At 43.6% G+C, this 15,908-nt stretch carries 14 protein-coding genes and 1 pseudogene; 3 read left to right on the forward strand and 12 right to left on the reverse strand.

Annotation, left to right across the window (positions count from 1 at the left end; translation table 11 throughout):
* Positions 1–199 precede the first annotated feature (199 nt).
* The 10 genes from potC to PSI14_RS11775 form a co-directional block, all read right to left on the reverse strand.
* Positions 200–979, reverse strand: coding sequence for a spermidine/putrescine ABC transporter permease PotC (gene potC / locus PSI14_RS11730; RefSeq protein WP_273576060.1), 780 nt, complete (start codon positions 977–979; stop codon positions 200–202).
* Entirely contained in the window at positions 976–1,836 is an 861-nt protein-coding gene (gene potB / locus PSI14_RS11735; protein ID WP_273576061.1) for a spermidine/putrescine ABC transporter permease PotB, read from the reverse strand. Before potB ends, potC begins: the two co-directional genes overlap by 4 nt.
* Positions 1,820–2,935 carry a spermidine/putrescine ABC transporter ATP-binding protein PotA gene (gene potA / locus PSI14_RS11740; RefSeq protein WP_273576062.1) on the reverse strand — a complete coding sequence of 372 codons (1,116 nt, stop codon included), beginning with the start codon at positions 2,933–2,935 and terminating at the stop codon, positions 1,820–1,822. Before potA ends, potB begins: the two co-directional genes overlap by 17 nt.
* Positions 2,936–3,372: 437 nt before the next feature.
* Positions 3,373–4,005: a bifunctional 4-hydroxy-2-oxoglutarate aldolase/2-dehydro-3-deoxy-phosphogluconate aldolase gene (locus tag PSI14_RS11745; protein WP_273576063.1), complete on the reverse strand. Its 633-nt coding sequence runs from the start codon at positions 4,003–4,005 to the stop codon at positions 3,373–3,375.
* Positions 3,971–4,981 carry a sugar kinase gene (locus tag PSI14_RS11750; RefSeq protein ID WP_273576064.1) on the reverse strand — a complete coding sequence of 337 codons (1,011 nt, stop codon included), beginning with the start codon at positions 4,979–4,981 and terminating at the stop codon, positions 3,971–3,973. The genes PSI14_RS11745 and PSI14_RS11750 overlap by 35 nt, the downstream gene beginning before the upstream one ends.
* Positions 4,982–4,984: 3 nt before the next feature.
* Positions 4,985–6,403, reverse strand: coding sequence for a glucuronate isomerase (uxaC, locus tag PSI14_RS11755; protein WP_273576065.1), 1,419 nt, complete (start codon positions 6,401–6,403; stop codon positions 4,985–4,987).
* Positions 6,404–6,422: 19 nt separating this feature from the next.
* Positions 6,423–7,925 carry a fructuronate reductase gene (locus PSI14_RS11760; RefSeq protein WP_273576066.1) on the reverse strand — a complete coding sequence of 501 codons (1,503 nt, stop codon included), beginning with the start codon at positions 7,923–7,925 and terminating at the stop codon, positions 6,423–6,425.
* A gap of 77 nt (positions 7,926–8,002) precedes the next feature.
* On the reverse strand, positions 8,003–9,187 hold the full coding sequence (uxuA, locus tag PSI14_RS11765; RefSeq protein ID WP_273576067.1) for a mannonate dehydratase: 1,185 nt from the start codon (positions 9,185–9,187) through the stop codon (positions 8,003–8,005).
* A gap of 123 nt (positions 9,188–9,310) precedes the next feature.
* Positions 9,311–10,621 (reverse strand): TRAP transporter large permease, encoded by a 1,311-nt coding sequence (locus PSI14_RS11770; RefSeq protein ID WP_273576068.1) that lies wholly within the window; start codon positions 10,619–10,621, stop codon positions 9,311–9,313.
* 151 nt (positions 10,622–10,772) lie between these two features.
* A complete protein-coding gene (locus PSI14_RS11775) occupies positions 10,773–11,279 on the reverse strand; it encodes a TRAP transporter small permease (protein ID WP_273576069.1) in 507 nt (168 codons plus the stop codon).
* Between the two features lie 261 nt (positions 11,280–11,540).
* Between PSI14_RS11775 and PSI14_RS11780 the strand changes: the two genes are divergently transcribed.
* The 3 genes from PSI14_RS11780 (at position 11,541) to PSI14_RS11790 (ending at position 13,932) form a co-directional block, all read left to right on the forward strand.
* Positions 11,541–12,533: a TRAP transporter substrate-binding protein gene (locus tag PSI14_RS11780; RefSeq protein WP_273576070.1), complete on the forward strand. Its 993-nt coding sequence runs from the start codon at positions 11,541–11,543 to the stop codon at positions 12,531–12,533.
* A 119-nt stretch (positions 12,534–12,652) separates the two neighbouring features.
* Positions 12,653–13,402 (forward strand): FCD domain-containing protein, encoded by a 750-nt coding sequence (locus PSI14_RS11785; RefSeq protein ID WP_273576071.1) that lies wholly within the window; start codon positions 12,653–12,655, stop codon positions 13,400–13,402.
* Positions 13,403–13,608: 206 nt separating this feature from the next.
* Positions 13,609–13,932, forward strand: coding sequence for an antitoxin of toxin-antitoxin stability system (locus tag PSI14_RS11790; protein ID WP_273576072.1), 324 nt, complete (start codon positions 13,609–13,611; stop codon positions 13,930–13,932).
* Positions 13,933–14,250: 318 nt separating this feature from the next.
* Here PSI14_RS11790 and PSI14_RS20050 read toward each other — a convergent pair whose 3' ends face one another.
* Entirely contained in the window at positions 14,251–15,183 is a 933-nt protein-coding gene (locus PSI14_RS20050) for an HNH endonuclease family protein (RefSeq protein WP_306309279.1), read from the reverse strand.
* 126 nt (positions 15,184–15,309) lie between these two features.
* Positions 15,310–15,906 (reverse strand): annotated as a pseudogene (locus PSI14_RS11800) (DUF262 domain-containing protein); the annotation flags it as partial.
* Positions 15,907–15,908 lie beyond the last annotated feature (2 nt).

Here is a 15,908-nt window from a genome sequence, read left to right on the forward strand (position 1 = left end):
GTGCGTCAGTATCGTATATAGGCTCTGCATGAACCTACCCCCCAAAAAACGGCTATTATAAAAGCGACGTTTCATGGGGTAAAGTGACTTGTTTCTTGCTGAATAGACGGTTACGAAAGAAATTTTGGTTAATCGGGGAAAAATTCTATTTTTAATAGAGCAAAAGCGTGGTCAACCTACAACCACGCTTAAAAGAAGATTAAGACTTACCCATGCGATCACGCATTACAAATTGGCTAATCATCACCAAAACCAACGACATAAGTAACAAAATCGTTGCCAATGCGTTCACTTCCGGCGAAATTCCTACTTTTACCATTGAATAGATCTTAAGTGGCAGGATTTCATAGCTCGGCCCCGTCACAAATGAGGAAACAACCACATCATCCATCGACAGGGTAAAACTCAGTAACCAACTCGCCATGACTGCTGGCATCGCCAACGGCAGAATGATTTTTCGCAGGATGGTCAGTTCACTTGCTCCCAAATCACGTGCTGCTTCCAGCATTTTGACATCGAAGTCTTTCAGGCGGGAGTAAACCGTGACAACCACAAACGGCAGGCAGAAGGTGATATGCGAAAACAGCAGTGACCAGAACCCCAGTGAGATGCCGAGCAGCATAAACAGCACCAGCAAGGAAATCGCCATCACGATATCCGGCGACATCATCACCACAAACAGCATACCGCCAACGAATTTTTTGCCACGGAACGAGTAACGATACAACGCCACCGCAGTTAAAGAGCCAATCAAGGTCGCAAACGTGGCGGAGGCTACCGCCATCGTCAGAGAGTGACCTGCCGCTTGAAGCAGGCTGTCGTTGGAAAACAGTAAACTGTACCATTCAGTGGTAAAACCCTGCCATTTAATACCAAAACGTGATTGGTTAAACGAACTTACCAGCAGAATGATAATCGGAATATACAGGTAAGCATAAACGATGGTCATGAAGCCACCGCGCAACAGGCGTCTGATCATTCCAGTTCCACCTTCTTGTTCAATAGCTTAGCCGCACGATAGTAAACCAGCAACATCAGCCCCATTACCAGCGTCAGACAGATGCTGGTCGCCGCCCCAAACGGCCAGTCACGGATGCTGAGGAATTGGCTCTTAATCACATTACCGATCAGCAGGTTCTTTGCTCCGCCCATCAAGTCAGCCACGTAGAACAGCCCCATCGCTGGCAGCAATACCAGCAAACAACCGGCGATAATGCCCGGCATGGTGAGTGGCACAATGATGCGGATAAACGTCTGCAATTTCCCTGCCCCTAAATCGCGCGCCGCTTCCAGACAGGGTTTATCCAGTTTCTCAATGCTGGAATAGAGCGGCATCACCATAAACGGCAGCAGGATATAAACCAGCCCCAATACAACCGCTTCGGGGGTATACATAATGCGCAACGGTTTATCAACAATCCCCACCCACAGCAGAAAATCATTCAAATATCCGCGGGTACTGAGGAACATCTTCAAGCCATAAATACGGATTAACGAGTTCGTCCAGAACGGTACGATCAGCAGGAATAGCATGAGTGGGCGCAGTTTCTGCGGCATACGTGCCAGGAAAAAAGCGAATGGATAGCCAATCAACAGACAACACAGCGTCGCCACAATCGCCATATTCAGCGAATGCAGCAACACCTCGGCGTACAGTGGATCGAACAATCGGGTATAGTTATCCAGCGAGAATACCATCTTCACTAAATTGGCATCATCACGGGTCAGGAAGCTGGTTCCGATAATCATCAGATTCGGCAAAAAGACGAACAGCATCAGCCAAGCGACGATGCCCGTAATGACGATATTCTGGAATAGCTTACGCGTCTTCTTCATCGACCAGCACAACCTCCCAGCTTTCTACCCAAGTCACGGCAATTTTCTGGTTCAGGGAATGGTCAACATCAGGATCATCTTCGTTAAAGAACTCACTCACCATGACCATCTTGCCATTTTCCATTTCGACCACTGAATCCAGCGTCATGCCCTTGTAGTTACGCTCACGGACATAACCAATCAGGCCCGATACTTGCTCACCGTTGTTGATCTCTTCGACGCGCAGGTCTTCCGGGCGCAGCAATACTTTCAGCGTTTGCCCGACCGTCACGGGCAACGAAGTGAAAATATCACATTCATGGCCTTCGACATTGGCGCGTATCCGCTGCTCATCAATACGCTGCAATACTTCAGCATCAAAGATATTGATTTCGCCGATAAAGCGGGCAACAAACAGGTTTTTCGGCTCTTCGTAAATCTCACGCGGAGAACCATCCTGTTCAATGCGTCCGTCGCGCATAACCACGATGCGGTCTGACATTACCAGAGCCTCTTCCTGATCATGGGTAACGAAGATAAAGGTGATGCCGAGCTTACGCTGGAGCGCCTTCAGCTCATTTTGCATCTGCTTGCGCAATTTGTAATCGAGCGCGGACAGTGATTCATCCAGCAGCAGGACTTTGGGTTTATTGATTACCGCACGGGCAATCGCCACACGTTGCTGCTGGCCGCCGGAAAGCTGAGCAGGTTTACGCTGGGCAAACTCTTCAAGCTGAACCATGCGCAATGCTTCTTCAACACGCGGAGCAATCTCTTTTTCCGGTGTCTTCTGCATTCGAAGTCCAAAAGCGACGTTTTCAAATACGGTCATGTGGGGGAACAGGGCATAACTCTGGAAAACCGTATTGACGTGACGGTGCTCGGCGGGAATATCGGTAATATCCTGCCCTTCCAGTAAAATTTTGCCACAATCAGCATCTTCTAGCCCGGCAATCAAACGGAGTACTGTGGTTTTGCCACAACCGGATGGCCCCAGAATGGTCAGGAACTCGCCATCATTGATTGTCAGATCAAGCTGTGAAATAACTTGTTTGCCGTCGAAGCCCTTATTCAAGGCTTTCAATTCAACAAGTGGTGTCAGAGAGGTATTCTCAGTCATTTATGCTATCATCTATCCCTTGGAATAATGCAGATAGAACCGCCACGGGAAAAGACTGTGTCAGCTAGCAGGAAGCATCATTTCTCCGCTAAAGCTCAAAGCCAGTGGCGCCGGTTGAAATTACGAAGCGCGCATGATAAACGCAGTAAGCCCAAATTGAAAGCTGAAACAATAACAATATGTCATTTTTTATTATCATTTCACAAATGGTAACATTGCACACTATCTTGAACCCAATTTAATCGCTTGAAAATAATTTACTACCGGATGCTTTCAATCATTTTTAATTTATTTTATTTTCACTTAAAAACTTAATATATGACCAGTGGCTGGCAGAAAAGACATTAACCGGGAAATGTCATGTGACCAGCCAAGCGTTACACTCAACGTATCAGAGAGATATAAACTCAGGTAAAAATCATAAAGAAATTATCACCTCAGCAGGCATTCACTAACTCAGCCGCCTCTCGTGCCAATTTACCTATCTTTTTCCACTCTTTATCTTGGATCAACTGTGCGCTAACCATCCATGATCCACCACATGCCACAATTTGTGGGATAGCAAGATAATCGCGAATGTTCTTCACACTGATCCCACCTGTCGGCATGACTTGTAACTGTGGGTACGGTGCCAGTAGCGCTTTAATCATCACCGTGCCACCCGATGGTTCAGCAGGGAAGAATTTGACAAAATCGATGCCTAATTCCAGCGCTTGTTCAATTGTGCTGGCGTTATTCACACCGGGAATGATCGGGATACCGGTTTGCCGGCATGCCTGTACAGTATTTGGGTTAAGCCCCGGAGAGACGACAAACTCTGCCCCTGCCGCTTTTGCCTGACGAACCTGTTCACTGTGAAGCACGGTTCCTGCACCGATCAGCATATCTGGCCGTTCAGCCTTCAGCAGGTTAATCGCTTCGGCGGCACGCTCGGTACGAAACGTGATTTCAGCAATAGGCAGGCCGTTATCTGCTAATGCGTGACCAAGGGGAATGATATCTCTGGCCTCTTCAATGGCTATCACAGGCACGATTTTAATCTGACGCAAACGTATCATCATCTCTTGCATTTTCATTCTCTCCGATTTCGTTCGACTTTAAAAAACGCGCGATAACCCCTTGGGTCGCTGCCTGCGGAATAATTGCCCCTTTATGCTGTATCACCCTCCCGGCGAGCTGATGCCCCATTAATGCGGCATCATGAATGGATTTCCCATTTAACCGCCCCGCGATAAAACCCGCATTAAAAGCATCGCCTGCCGAAGTGGTATCAATGACAGGTGTCACAGGTTGGGTCTTAATAGGTTGTGTGGCCTTGCAACCGCTTAAGTCACGATAAAAACAGCCCCGTTCACCCGCTTTGATAATGGCTTGTTTAACCCCCATTCTTTTCAGGCGATGAAAACTTTCCTCAGTTGAAGTATCTCCCCAGAGGCTCGTTTCATCATCGTCAGTGACTAACGCAATATCAGTGATGGCATACATTTGCTGATAACACGCACGAGCTTGCGTTTCATTTTCCCATAAGGCCGGACGATAATTACTGTCAAAGAAAATCACTTTCCCGTCAGAAGATAACTGTTTCAAATCAATGAGCAGCCGTTGGCGATCATTTTCCGGCAAAATCGCCAGACTGATCCCGCTGAGATAGAGCACATCCATGTTCTGCAATCGCTGGCGCAATAGGGGGTAATCAGCATGCTGCAAGAGATAACGCGCTGCTGAGTTATTGCGCCAGTAAAGAAATGTACGTTCACCTTTTTCATCAAGTTGGATCAGGTATAAACCGGGCTGACGCGCGTTATCACGTAACACTAACGAAGTATTAATGCCTTCTTGCTGCCAGCGTGAGATCATGCCTTCACTCAAAGAGTCCGTTCCCATCACCGTGACGAAATGGACATCAAACATATCGCCTCCAGCGCGAGCCAGATAGACCGCGCTGTTCAGCACATCACCGCCATAGTTTTGTGTCATGGCACCAAATGGGATGCCATTCAGCTCAATCATACATTCGCCAATCAGAGCAATTTTCTGAACCTGCATCCTTTAACCCTCCATAGCCTGAAAATAACGTTCAGCATTATTGAAGCAGATATCCTGAACTATCTGCCCCAGCATTTTTTCATCATGGGGGATTTCGCCATTTTCGACTCCGTTCCCCAGCATATTGCAGAGAATGCGCCGAAAATATTCATGACGGGTATAGGATAAGAAACTGCGTGAATCTGTCAGCATACCGACAAACTGGCTTAATAACCCTAATTGGGAGAGTTGCTCTAATTGACGCTGCATACCGTCTTTTTGATCGTTAAACCACCAGCCCGATCCAAATTGGATTTTGCCCCCGGTAGTTCCGCCCTGAAAGTTGCCAATCATAGTCGCGATCACTTCATTATCACGGGGGTTTAAGCAATAAAGAATAGTCTTCGGTAACTCATCGGTTTTATCCATCTCATCCAGCAAGCGCGATAATGGGTAAGCGATATGATTATCCCCAATGGAATCAAAACCGCTGTCTGGCCCTAACAGATTAAACATCCGCGTGTTGTTATTGCGCAAAGCACCAATATGCATTTGCATGACCCAGCCACGTTTTGAGTACTGCTTTCCTAACCAAACCAGCACCGCAGTTGTGAATTGTGCTATTTCTAATTCACTGAGTAATTGCCCTTGTCTGCGCTTTTGCAAAATGATATCTAACACGTTTTCACTGGGGATCGGTGCATAACGTACATGTTCAATACCATGATCCGATGCCACACAACCGTGATCCTGAAAGTGTTCGAGACGCTGCTCTAATGCCTTCAATAAATCCGTAAAACACCCGATAACGACATCTGCGGCTTCCCCTAATCGTTCGAGATAGTCACAAAAACCCGACAACTCAATTTTGAAGATTTTGTCCGGACGCCAGCTTGGTAATACTTGGATAGTAAAGTCTTTATCTTTTGCTATCTGTTGATGATATTCGAGAGAATCAATGGGATCATCCGTTGTTCCTGCCATTCGTACCTGCATTTGCTGCATAATGCCACGGGCAGAAAATTCAGGCTGAGAGAGTTTCTCGTTCGCCTCATGCCAGATAGCCTCTGCGGTGTCAGGCCCAAATAATTTGCCTCTCATACCAAATGGGCGTCGCAATTCCAGATGTGACCAATGATACAGTGGATTACCGATCGTCAGAGGAACCGTTTTCGCCCAAGCGAGGTACTTTTCGTAATCACTGCTTTCAGCATCGGTAATAAGTGCCTCTTCAATCCCTGCCGCACGCATCGCCCGCCATTTATAATGATCACCCTCCAACCAGATTTGACCAAGATTGTGGAAACTACGATTTTGCGCAATCTCTTTTGGATTGAGATGACAATGATAGTCATAGATAGGCATCAATGCGGCGTAATCATGATAAAGGCAGCGGGAAACATCATTATTTAACAGGAAATCTTCACACATAAAGGTTTTCATTATTGTATTTCCTCTATGGCTAAAGAGCCGCAATCGCTTGGCGGGCGCCAACTTTCAATAATTTTTGGTAGGCTTTGGTAACGTTATCAACAAATTCACGGTTTTTTGCCAATTTTTTACCAAAGATCGATTCAATTGCCAGTAACGCTTTCACCACCTCTTCCACCACAGCAACAGAATGACCATATTTGGCATAATCATATTTGGCAAAAATCGCCGCAAAGGTCGCTTTTAATGGGTCACGCACATCAATGGGTCGGCCTTGTTCATCCACACCACTGATATAACGCATCCAACCCGCTACACCAAGCGCTAAGTGGCGGTAATCTCTACCATAGTCACTACTCTGCACGAGATGCCATTCAATAGAATCAACCATGCGCTGTGGCAATTTCTGGCTGCCATCCATCGCAATTTGCCATGTCTGATGTTTTAACGCCGGGTTAGCGAACCGTTCGATCAGGTTATCCACATAGGCCACTAAGTCGGTATCTTCAGGCATCGACAGAGTCGGGGCTTGTTCATTCAGCATCAGTGCATACACTGCCCGACGATAATCGGCATTTGTCATCGTATCGGAGATATGCGCATAGCCGCCCAAATAGCCCAAGTAAGCCAGAAATGAATGAGCGCCATTTAACATGCGCAATTTCATCATTTCAAATGGCGCCACATCGTCCACAAATTGCGCACCGGCAAGATCCCAATCTGGACGCCCATTCACAAAGTTATCTTCAATCACCCATTGGCGGAAAGGTTCGCAGGCAATAGCACACGGATCTTCAACGCCCAGCCGTTGGGCAATTTCGGTTAACGTTTCTGGGGTGGCTGCCGGCACAATACGATCCACCATCGTGCAGGGAAATGTCACTTGGTTTTCTATCCACTGTGCCAGGTTTTCGTCCTGCAAACGCGCCAGACTCAATACGGCCTCGCGGGCAACATGTCCATTTTCCCGAACGTTATCGCACGACAAAATCGTCACCGCGGGTAGGCTTCGTTCAAAACGCAATTTTAAGGCCGCGGTGATATACCCTATGGCTGATCTTGGCACGGCGGGATTGGCAAGATCTTTAATAATCAAAACATTATTTGGATCTAAACGCCCTGTCGCGGCATCGGTACAATAGCCTTTTTCGGTGATGGTCAAAGAGATGATGGCGACATCAGGATGCGCCATTTTTTCGATAATCGCCTGAACGCCATCGATTAAGGGGTGCATCCCTTCTTTCATCGAGCCAATAATTTTTAATGTGATCCCCTCCTGCCCTTTCTCTGCGACGGTATAGCGCATGGATTGTTTTTTCAGATTTTCAATCAGTGAAGCATCATTTAGCATCAGATTAACTTCACAGAATCCCCAATCACTGTCTGTTTGTTCTAATACATGATGCGTATAAAGCGCCTGATGCGCCCGATGAAATGCACCACAGCCTAAATGCACCATACGGGAAGTCAGGCGTTCGGTTGTCCAGCGAGGGCATGGGACAGAAGTGACCACATTGACAAGATTTTTTTCCATGACGGACTCACAAATAAGCGGTAGTGAGTGACATTCATCCACTACCATGCAGGGTTCAAGGGCTGATAGCGCAGAAATTATTTTTGGTAAAATGCACGATGAATGCCCAACTCAAGACCACGAATTTCAGCCAATCCTTTCAGGCGGCCGATTGCCGAATAGCCGGGGTTTGTTTTCTTTTTCAAATCATCAAGTATTTGGTGACCATGATCAGGCCGCATTGGAATAAGGTGATTTTCACCCGCAGCCAACCGGCGATGTTCTTCTTCTGCAACCGCTTTGATCACTTCATACATATCCACATCACCGGCAAGATGTGCTGCTTCGTGGAACGTGGAGGGGTTTTCTTCCCGTAGGGTTGAGCGCAAGTGGAGGAAATAGAGACGGGAACCAAATGATTTGATCATCTTCACCAAATCATTATCCGCGCGCACGCCATAAGATCCGGTACACATCGTATAGCCATTGGCATTGCTGTCTACCGTTTCCGCCATCCAACGCATATCCTCTATCGTAGAAACAATGCGTGGCAGACCTAAGATCTCACGCGGGGGATCATCAGGATGAACGGCCATTTTGATACCGGTTTCTTCCGCAACCGGAATGATCTTTTTCAGGAAATAAGCAAAGTGCTCACGCAATTTGGCCTTATCAATGCCTGTATAACGTTTTAGGTGTTGGCGAAGTTGTTCTAAGGTATAGCCTTCCTCTGCACCAGGAAGACCAGCAATAATCGTGTTTGTCAGTTTTTGTTTTTCTTCTTCTGTCATTGAAGCGAAGCGTGATTGTGCTTGCACAATTTCATCATCGGGATACTCTTCTTCTGCGTCAGGGCGTTGCAAAATGTGAATATCAAAAACGGCAAATTCTATTTGATCAAAACGCAACGCTTTTGAGCCATCAGGTAATTCATATTCGAGATCAGTACGTGTCCAATCCAGGACAGGCATAAAGTTGTAGCATATTGTTTTGATCCCGCAGGCAGCGAGGTTACGCAAGGTTTGTTGATAGTTTGCGATCCATTGCTCGTAATCTCCTGTCTGCGTTTTGATATCTTCATGAATGGGAACACTCTCTACGACTGTCCACTCAAGTTGATTAGTTTCAATCAGTGCCTTACGTTGTTCTATCTCATCGATAGGCCAGATTTCGCCATTGGGAATATGGTGTAATGCCGTTACAATCCCTGCGGCTCCTGCCTGACGGATATCCGCTAATGAAATAGGATCTTCAGGCCCATACCAACGCCAAGTTTGTTTCATAACTCCCCCTATAAACCAGAACGTATTTCCGTGACTTCTACAGTCATCACCTAAGATTTAATAAAACCCCCAAGAAACGATTATCATCAATTCCTCTTTGGTCAACCAATTAAAGAGCGCGCTTTAAGAGGGGGTATAATTCAAGACTAATTCAGGTAACCATAAACTCAATTGCGGCAGATAAGTCACAAGCGCTAGCGCTGAGATCAGCGCAACATACATTGGGAGCAACGGTTTCAGTACCTTATCAATACTCACCTCCCCCACAGAGCAACCCACGAATAAAGCACTGCCTACGGGAGGTGTACAAATTCCAATGGCTAAATTAAACGTCATGATGATGCCAAAATGAACAGGGTCGATCCCCATGCTCATCGCAACGGGTAAGAAAATCGGCGTGAAGATCAAAATGGCAGGTGTCATATCCATAAAGATCCCCACAATCAGCAGGATAATATTAATGACAAGCAGGATGGTCAGTGGATTATCAGAAACCGCCATCAACGCATCCGAAATCAGATACGGCAGATCAGCATTGGCCATCGCCCAGGACATCCCCATTGATACGCCAATCAGCAGTAAAACAATCGATGTGGTAACGGCTGAATCAAGAATAATTTTAGGCAGTTGCTTGAAACTGACTTCACGATAAATAACCACTGCGAGGATAAAACTGTAGAGCACCGCAATGGCTGATGCTTCTGTCGCCGTGAAGATCCCCGCAATAATCCCCCCCATAATCACCACAATCAGCATTAATGACGGGATGGCTTTCCACGCTGTACCCAAAAACTCGCTCCATGTTGGCCGGGGTGCAACAGGATAGCCCTTCCTCTTGGCAATAATGGCAGACACAATCATGAGTGAAACTCCCATAATAATGCCGGGGATATAACCCGCCAAGAACAAGGCAGCAATGGATGTCCCTCCCGAAACCAACGAGTACACAATCAAGGTATTGCTGGGTGGGATCAGCAAACCAGAAGGGCAAGACGCGATATTTACAGCCGCAGACAACTCCGGATCATATCCTTCTTTTCTCTGCATCGGCGCCATTGTTCCCCCTACCGCAGCAGCGGATGCCACTGCCGAGCCTGAGATTGCCCCGAAAAGCATGTTCGCCATAATATTGACGTGCATTAATGATCCCGGCAAACGGCCGCCAATCACCTTAGCCAGATTGATCAAACGCGCCGCAATCCCACCTTGGTTCATCATATTCCCGGCAAGAATAAAGAACGGGATCGCTAATAATGAGAAGTTATCGACTCCCGCAGCCATACGTTGCGCAACGACCGTGATCGCAGATTCCAGCGGCAATGTCATCGTAATGGCGACTAACGAAGATAAGCCGATTGCAAAAGAAACGGGGACACTCAATGCCAGTAATATTGCAAATGTGCCAAAGAGTGCGGTAATGACAGACCAATCCATACTCTAACCTCTTATCTACCCTTCATCTTTCAAGCTGCCTCTTTGTTGGCTGCGCTCACTTGGCAAATCTCAGTCACACAGTTATCTATGTTTCTGGGATTCGTTCCCTTGCCGCTGCGATGCAACTTGAAATCTATTGGGTATCCACAAATTAATGACTCTCAGACACCACTGGCGGTTGACCAGAAAAATGCTGAACTATCGAGATCACATCAACCATCGCATAGAAAATCATCAATATTCCGCTAATAGGCAAACATAAATAGATGTATCCCATCTTCCAACCTAATGCAGGTGTGATTTGACCATTTTCCAGTGTCGATGAAACAAGAAGGCTGCCACCATAAAGCAGCACAATAGAAGAGAACGAAATTATTGCTGCCTGAATAATCAGACCGATAATGCTTTTCTTTACTCCGGTTAATTTCATGACCAGCAGATCGATAGCAAGATGACGATGCTGTCCCGTTGTATATACAGCGCCAATCATTGCGACCCACATAAACAGATAACGTGCTAATTCATCTGTCTCAGTGCTCGGTGCACCCAGGACATAACGAGAAATAACCTGCCATGACACACATAAAACCAAAAAGGCCAGCAGGCAGATGATAAAAAATGCCAAACTTTTATTGGTAATCGCTACAAGGTTTTTCATTTATTTTATCCCTGTCATTTTGGTTTACCAATTAAAGTCTACACAGACAGCAGAGTCTATACTGATCGCACTAAAAACAGAGAAATAACTCCCTGAAAGAGGGTGAGAGAGATCACAAATCTGAAAGGTTAACCAATAATGCCATTTTTTTGTGATTGAGGTAGACCAATTGAATTTTGCCTTTTGCCCAATCAGTAAGATCTGATTATGGTTGTCCACAGAAAATAACAAAAACCGACACTTACCTCTGGAGAATCAAACATGCAGAATCGCAAACGAATTTTAAACATTGTGACGGGCATAGCGACTGGCATCATATTTATGCTGGGGACATCTCAGGCTTTCGCCGTAACAACACTGAAACTTAGCCATAACCAGAACCGAGACCATGCTGTTCATAAGGCCATGACCCGGTTCGCGAACGAAGTGAAAGAAAAAACTAACGGGGAAGTCCGTATTCGCATCTATTCTGATTCTCAATTGGGCAACCAACGTGAATCCATTGAATTGATGCAAAACGGCGCCTTGGATATTGCTAAGTCCAATGCAGCAGAATTAGAAGCCTTCTCTCCCGCTTATGCCATTTTCAACTTGCCCTATTTATTCCGCGATAAAACGCACTATCAACAAATAATCAATAGCGATATCGGTAAAGAAATCCTCGATTCAAGTCAAACCATGGGGTTTATTGGTCTCACTTACTATGAGGCAGGCGCACGCGGTTTTTATGCGAAAAAGCCGATTAAAACGCCTGAAGATCTAAAAGGTTTAAAAATTCGCGTACAACCCAGTCCAACCGCCATTGCGATGGTGAAAGGATTGGGAGGCAATCCAACGCCATTAGCTTATGGTGAACTCTATACCGCATTACAACAAGGGGTTGTGGATGCCGCGGAGAACAACATTATTTCTTTTACGCTAAGCCGCCATAATGAAGTAGCAAAATTCTTTTCGCTGGATGAGCATACGATGATCCCTGATGTGCTGTTAATATCGAACAAGTCATTGAATAAATTAACGCCTGAACAGCAAGAGATTGTAAAAAAAGCAGCACTGAACTCTTCAGAATACATGATTCAACTTTGGGAAAAATCAGAACAGGAAGAGCGTGCAAAAGCAGAAAAACAAGGTGTTGAGTTTATTGTCGTGGATAAAGCCCTCTTTCAAGACGCAGTTAAACCCCTGTATGACAATATTGCTAAAACACACCCGGAATTATTCGAAATGGTAAATAGAATGCGTAAAGTAGAATAATTTTCTCTCAAAACCACCTATTGTAACAAGAATAGGTGGTTATATTTCTGGCATTGATGTCTTAGAATACCATCATTTTTAGTCGTTCCATTTAAGTCTATTACCTTACGGCGGCATTAATGATGAACTTTGCAGAATCCAAGCGCCCCTATCATGAAGTAGCCCAATCACTACGCCAGATGATTATCGATATGGATTATTCTCCCGGTGATCGTCTGCCTACAGAGCGTGAAATTGCAGAAAAATTCGGCGTTTCTCGCACCCTTATTCGTGAAGCATTAATTGTATTGGAATTGGAAAACCTCATTGAAGTACGCAAAAGCTCAGGTATTTATATCATTCGCCTGCCATGCGCTTATTCAAGCGATACAACCATCAATGCCGCAGGGCCTTTTGAGTTATTACAAGCACGCCAATTATTGGAAAGTAATATCGCTGAGTTTGCAGCGCTCCAAGTGACGCCAGTCGATATTGCCAACATGCGCAACGCATTAGAAAAAGAGAGAAATGATCTGATTTCGGGAGAAAGTGAATCCGGTGATAGGGAATTTCATTTAGCCATCGCGCAGGCAACGCATAACAGTATGTTAGTTGAATTACTTAAACAGTCTTGGACGTGGCGTGAGAATAATCCTATGTGGATAAAACTGCACAGCCGAATTGCCAATACTGACTATCGTAAAGCGTGGTTGAATGATCATCAGGCAATTTTGGCGGCTATGATCAAAAAAGATCCCGCAGCAGCGAAGCAAACGATGTGGCAACATTTAGAAAATGTGAAACAGAGTTTGCTTGAATTATCAGATGTCGATGATCCTAATTTCGATGGGTATTTGTTTGAGTCTTATCCGGTTGGTATTGGGAAGTGAGTTTGTAATGATGAAGAGAAAGGATGTTGGGGTAGTTGGTTGAGGTTTTTGTTTGAGAGGAGTTGCAGTTATTTGCAGCTCCAGAAAACTCACCAATCATTAGTCCGATATAGCCCTTCATAACATACTAATTTTGAGTTAAATATAGATCTATACTTAGCCTTATATTTTTCATGCCATACATTTTTTCCGATCGGAGGTTTTCTATGTTACAGAAAGCCCTGTGCGGCTACACTACAACCATCAGTAAATTTAAATCCAATCCCAGTGCAGCATTAGCAGAGGCCAAAGGAGATGCTATTGCCGTTTCATCCAATAATCAGATCCAATTCTATGCTGTTCCTGCTGCGCTTTTTGAGGAGATGAGTGCGTTTTGTGAATATGCACAAAGAGGAAAAACCGAGCTGAAAAGCATCCCTGCTAATTTCACAACAGAAGGACTGAATATGAATAAAATTACCACTAAAATGGCTGAAAGAATTAGAAAAGGTAAGACCGAAGACTATGAAGAGTGGTCAATGAGGAAGTAGTAAAGAAAGTTATATTGTTACCAAATAATAAAAAGGATATTTAACGGTGGTAAGCATATTCATACACCGTGGTTTGAAAGAAACTTTAGGTGAACAGAAAACGAAGGCTCTGGTTGATGACTTTCGTGCCTATAAGAGAAGGAAATGGCTTACCCATTACCTTTGGCGCAGAGGTATTTCGAGAGAAATACTAAATAGTTTATATAGACACCGATTCAATTCAAGTTGGTGTCTATATGGTTCATTCAGTATATTCAATGATTATTTAGGGTTTTATCAATCCACAACAAAGTACAAACTAAATTAATATTATAAATATTAATCTACAAGCCATAATTTAATTAATTGCTTCTTCAGATAGTTATGCCTTCTACATAGGGTTTCAATATTCCAATCATTAACTCTACAAACATCACGAGTTAAATCAAAAGAACTTTTGCTATTTTGTTTCTCATATATTGATTTTTTCTTATCAAAATCAGAATTTTGAGCTTCTGAATTTTTTACTCCACTAATTAGTGTTAAATTCCCAATTTTATGCAGCCATGAAGCATGCTCATTAACATCAAATCTCTCAATCCAATATTGGTTAACTCGAGTCTGAGGCATTATATGTTCAATAGTTATACGTCCGGTATATGTTTTAATAACACTCTCATCCTGCTGCTCCATATCTAGACGTAATAAAATAGCTTTAATCAAATTAACCTGATTAGGCCTAGGCTCATATAAATCCGCATCCAAAGATGCAATAAACCCTTTATTATCGGCGTGTTGATTAATATGATTCATTATTTCTTGAAATGATAAATCATTATTTATAGCGACCAAAGAAGAATAACAAACCATTTCCCGCTTGCTTTTTATTTGTTTTTTTAACCAACCATGCATATATACTTTTTCAAATGCTGAGATGAACTGTGAAAATTCATTCCAACCAAAATCTTCAGTTCGCATCATTCTATTTAAAAAAGCCATTATAGGAGGGATCCATTCATCAGTAGCTAGATTAGTAAGAGATACAATCCTACGCTTAACTTGTGGATGTTCAAAATCATTCTCTAATATTCTCGTGTAGTTTTTTGCTGAGTTAACCAGCATTAAAGACATATTAATAGCATTTCCATGAAATTGCTTCTCTAGGTTATCAATAAATGCTTCAAATCCTTTTTGTAAAACCCTGTCACGATCCTTTTTCTCAGATAGCTTATGAAAAGCAAGGAATTTATCTAGTCTTTTGACACCCACCATATCTTCAATCTGGGACCATGCTGATTCGATCTGACCAGCATTCTTTTTATATAAAGATGCTGACTCAAAAAGAGCATTTTTTAGTAAATCAGCGTTAGTCAATGGTAAACCACGACTATTAAGAACATTAAAAAGGCGAAATGATGAAGCAAAGTCATCAGCTTGAACAAAAACTATATATACATTTTGTAAAATATATTTAGCCAATAGTTTTAAGTTATCAATTGAAATACACTCCAAATACTTCCTTATTGCTTCTGAATTATCTATAAACACAAGATCCGTATCAGATGGTTTCTCAGGTCTATAATCTTTTAAATCTTGTAATATATAATATTTATATAAATCATACTCTTTTTTTCTAACAATAAGTCTAGGTTCATCTGTTTCATCTGAATAAACATCTATTGGTAATATACGCTTCTGGAGATCATCTTTAATTCCTTGTACAGGTATTAGTTTTTTGAGTTCCGAAACAATTATACTTAAAGTAGTAAGTCGTTGTTGCCCATCAACAACCTCATATTGGTTATTACCTTTATTTATACAAATCATACTCCCAATAAAATATTCATTCTCTGACGAGAGAGTACTTTGATAAATATCATCTATTAGTTGCTCTGCATTATCTATAGTCCAACTATACGGACGTTGATAAGATGGTATTATATATTTTTTATTTTCTGTTAAAATGTCTTGTATTTTACACTCTTTGGCTTCCATTT

Source organism: Xenorhabdus anantnagensis (genome assembly GCF_028598555.1).
In the GTDB taxonomy this organism is placed as follows: domain Bacteria; phylum Pseudomonadota; class Gammaproteobacteria; order Enterobacterales; family Enterobacteriaceae; genus Xenorhabdus; species Xenorhabdus anantnagensis.

Coding starts and splice junctions, on each gene's coding strand:
- PSI14_RS11780 (WP_273576070.1), top strand. CDS start 11,541: ATGCAGAATCGCAAACGAATTTTAAACATTGTGACGGGCATAGCGACT.
- PSI14_RS11785 (WP_273576071.1), top strand. CDS start 12,653: ATGATGAACTTTGCAGAATCCAAGCGCCCCTATCATGAAGTAGCCCAA.
- potB (WP_273576061.1), bottom strand. CDS start 1,836: ATGAAGAAGACGCGTAAGCTATTCCAGAATATCGTCATTACGGGCATC.
- potA (WP_273576062.1), bottom strand. CDS start 2,935: ATGACTGAGAATACCTCTCTGACACCACTTGTTGAATTGAAAGCCTTG.
- uxaC (WP_273576065.1), bottom strand. CDS start 6,403: ATGAAAACCTTTATGTGTGAAGATTTCCTGTTAAATAATGATGTTTCC.
- PSI14_RS11775 (WP_273576069.1), bottom strand. CDS start 11,279: ATGAAAAACCTTGTAGCGATTACCAATAAAAGTTTGGCATTTTTTATC.
- potC (WP_273576060.1), bottom strand. CDS start 979: ATGATCAGACGCCTGTTGCGCGGTGGCTTCATGACCATCGTTTATGCT.
- uxuA (WP_273576067.1), bottom strand. CDS start 9,187: ATGAAACAAACTTGGCGTTGGTATGGGCCTGAAGATCCTATTTCATTA.
- PSI14_RS11760 (WP_273576066.1), bottom strand. CDS start 7,925: ATGGAAAAAAATCTTGTCAATGTGGTCACTTCTGTCCCATGCCCTCGC.
- PSI14_RS11750 (WP_273576064.1), bottom strand. CDS start 4,981: ATGCAGGTTCAGAAAATTGCTCTGATTGGCGAATGTATGATTGAGCTG.
- PSI14_RS20050 (WP_306309279.1), bottom strand. CDS start 15,183: ATGGTGGGTGTCAAAAGACTAGATAAATTCCTTGCTTTTCATAAGCTA.
- PSI14_RS11790 (WP_273576072.1), top strand. CDS start 13,609: ATGTTACAGAAAGCCCTGTGCGGCTACACTACAACCATCAGTAAATTT.
- PSI14_RS11770 (WP_273576068.1), bottom strand. CDS start 10,621: ATGGATTGGTCTGTCATTACCGCACTCTTTGGCACATTTGCAATATTA.
- PSI14_RS11745 (WP_273576063.1), bottom strand. CDS start 4,005: ATGCAAGAGATGATGATACGTTTGCGTCAGATTAAAATCGTGCCTGTG.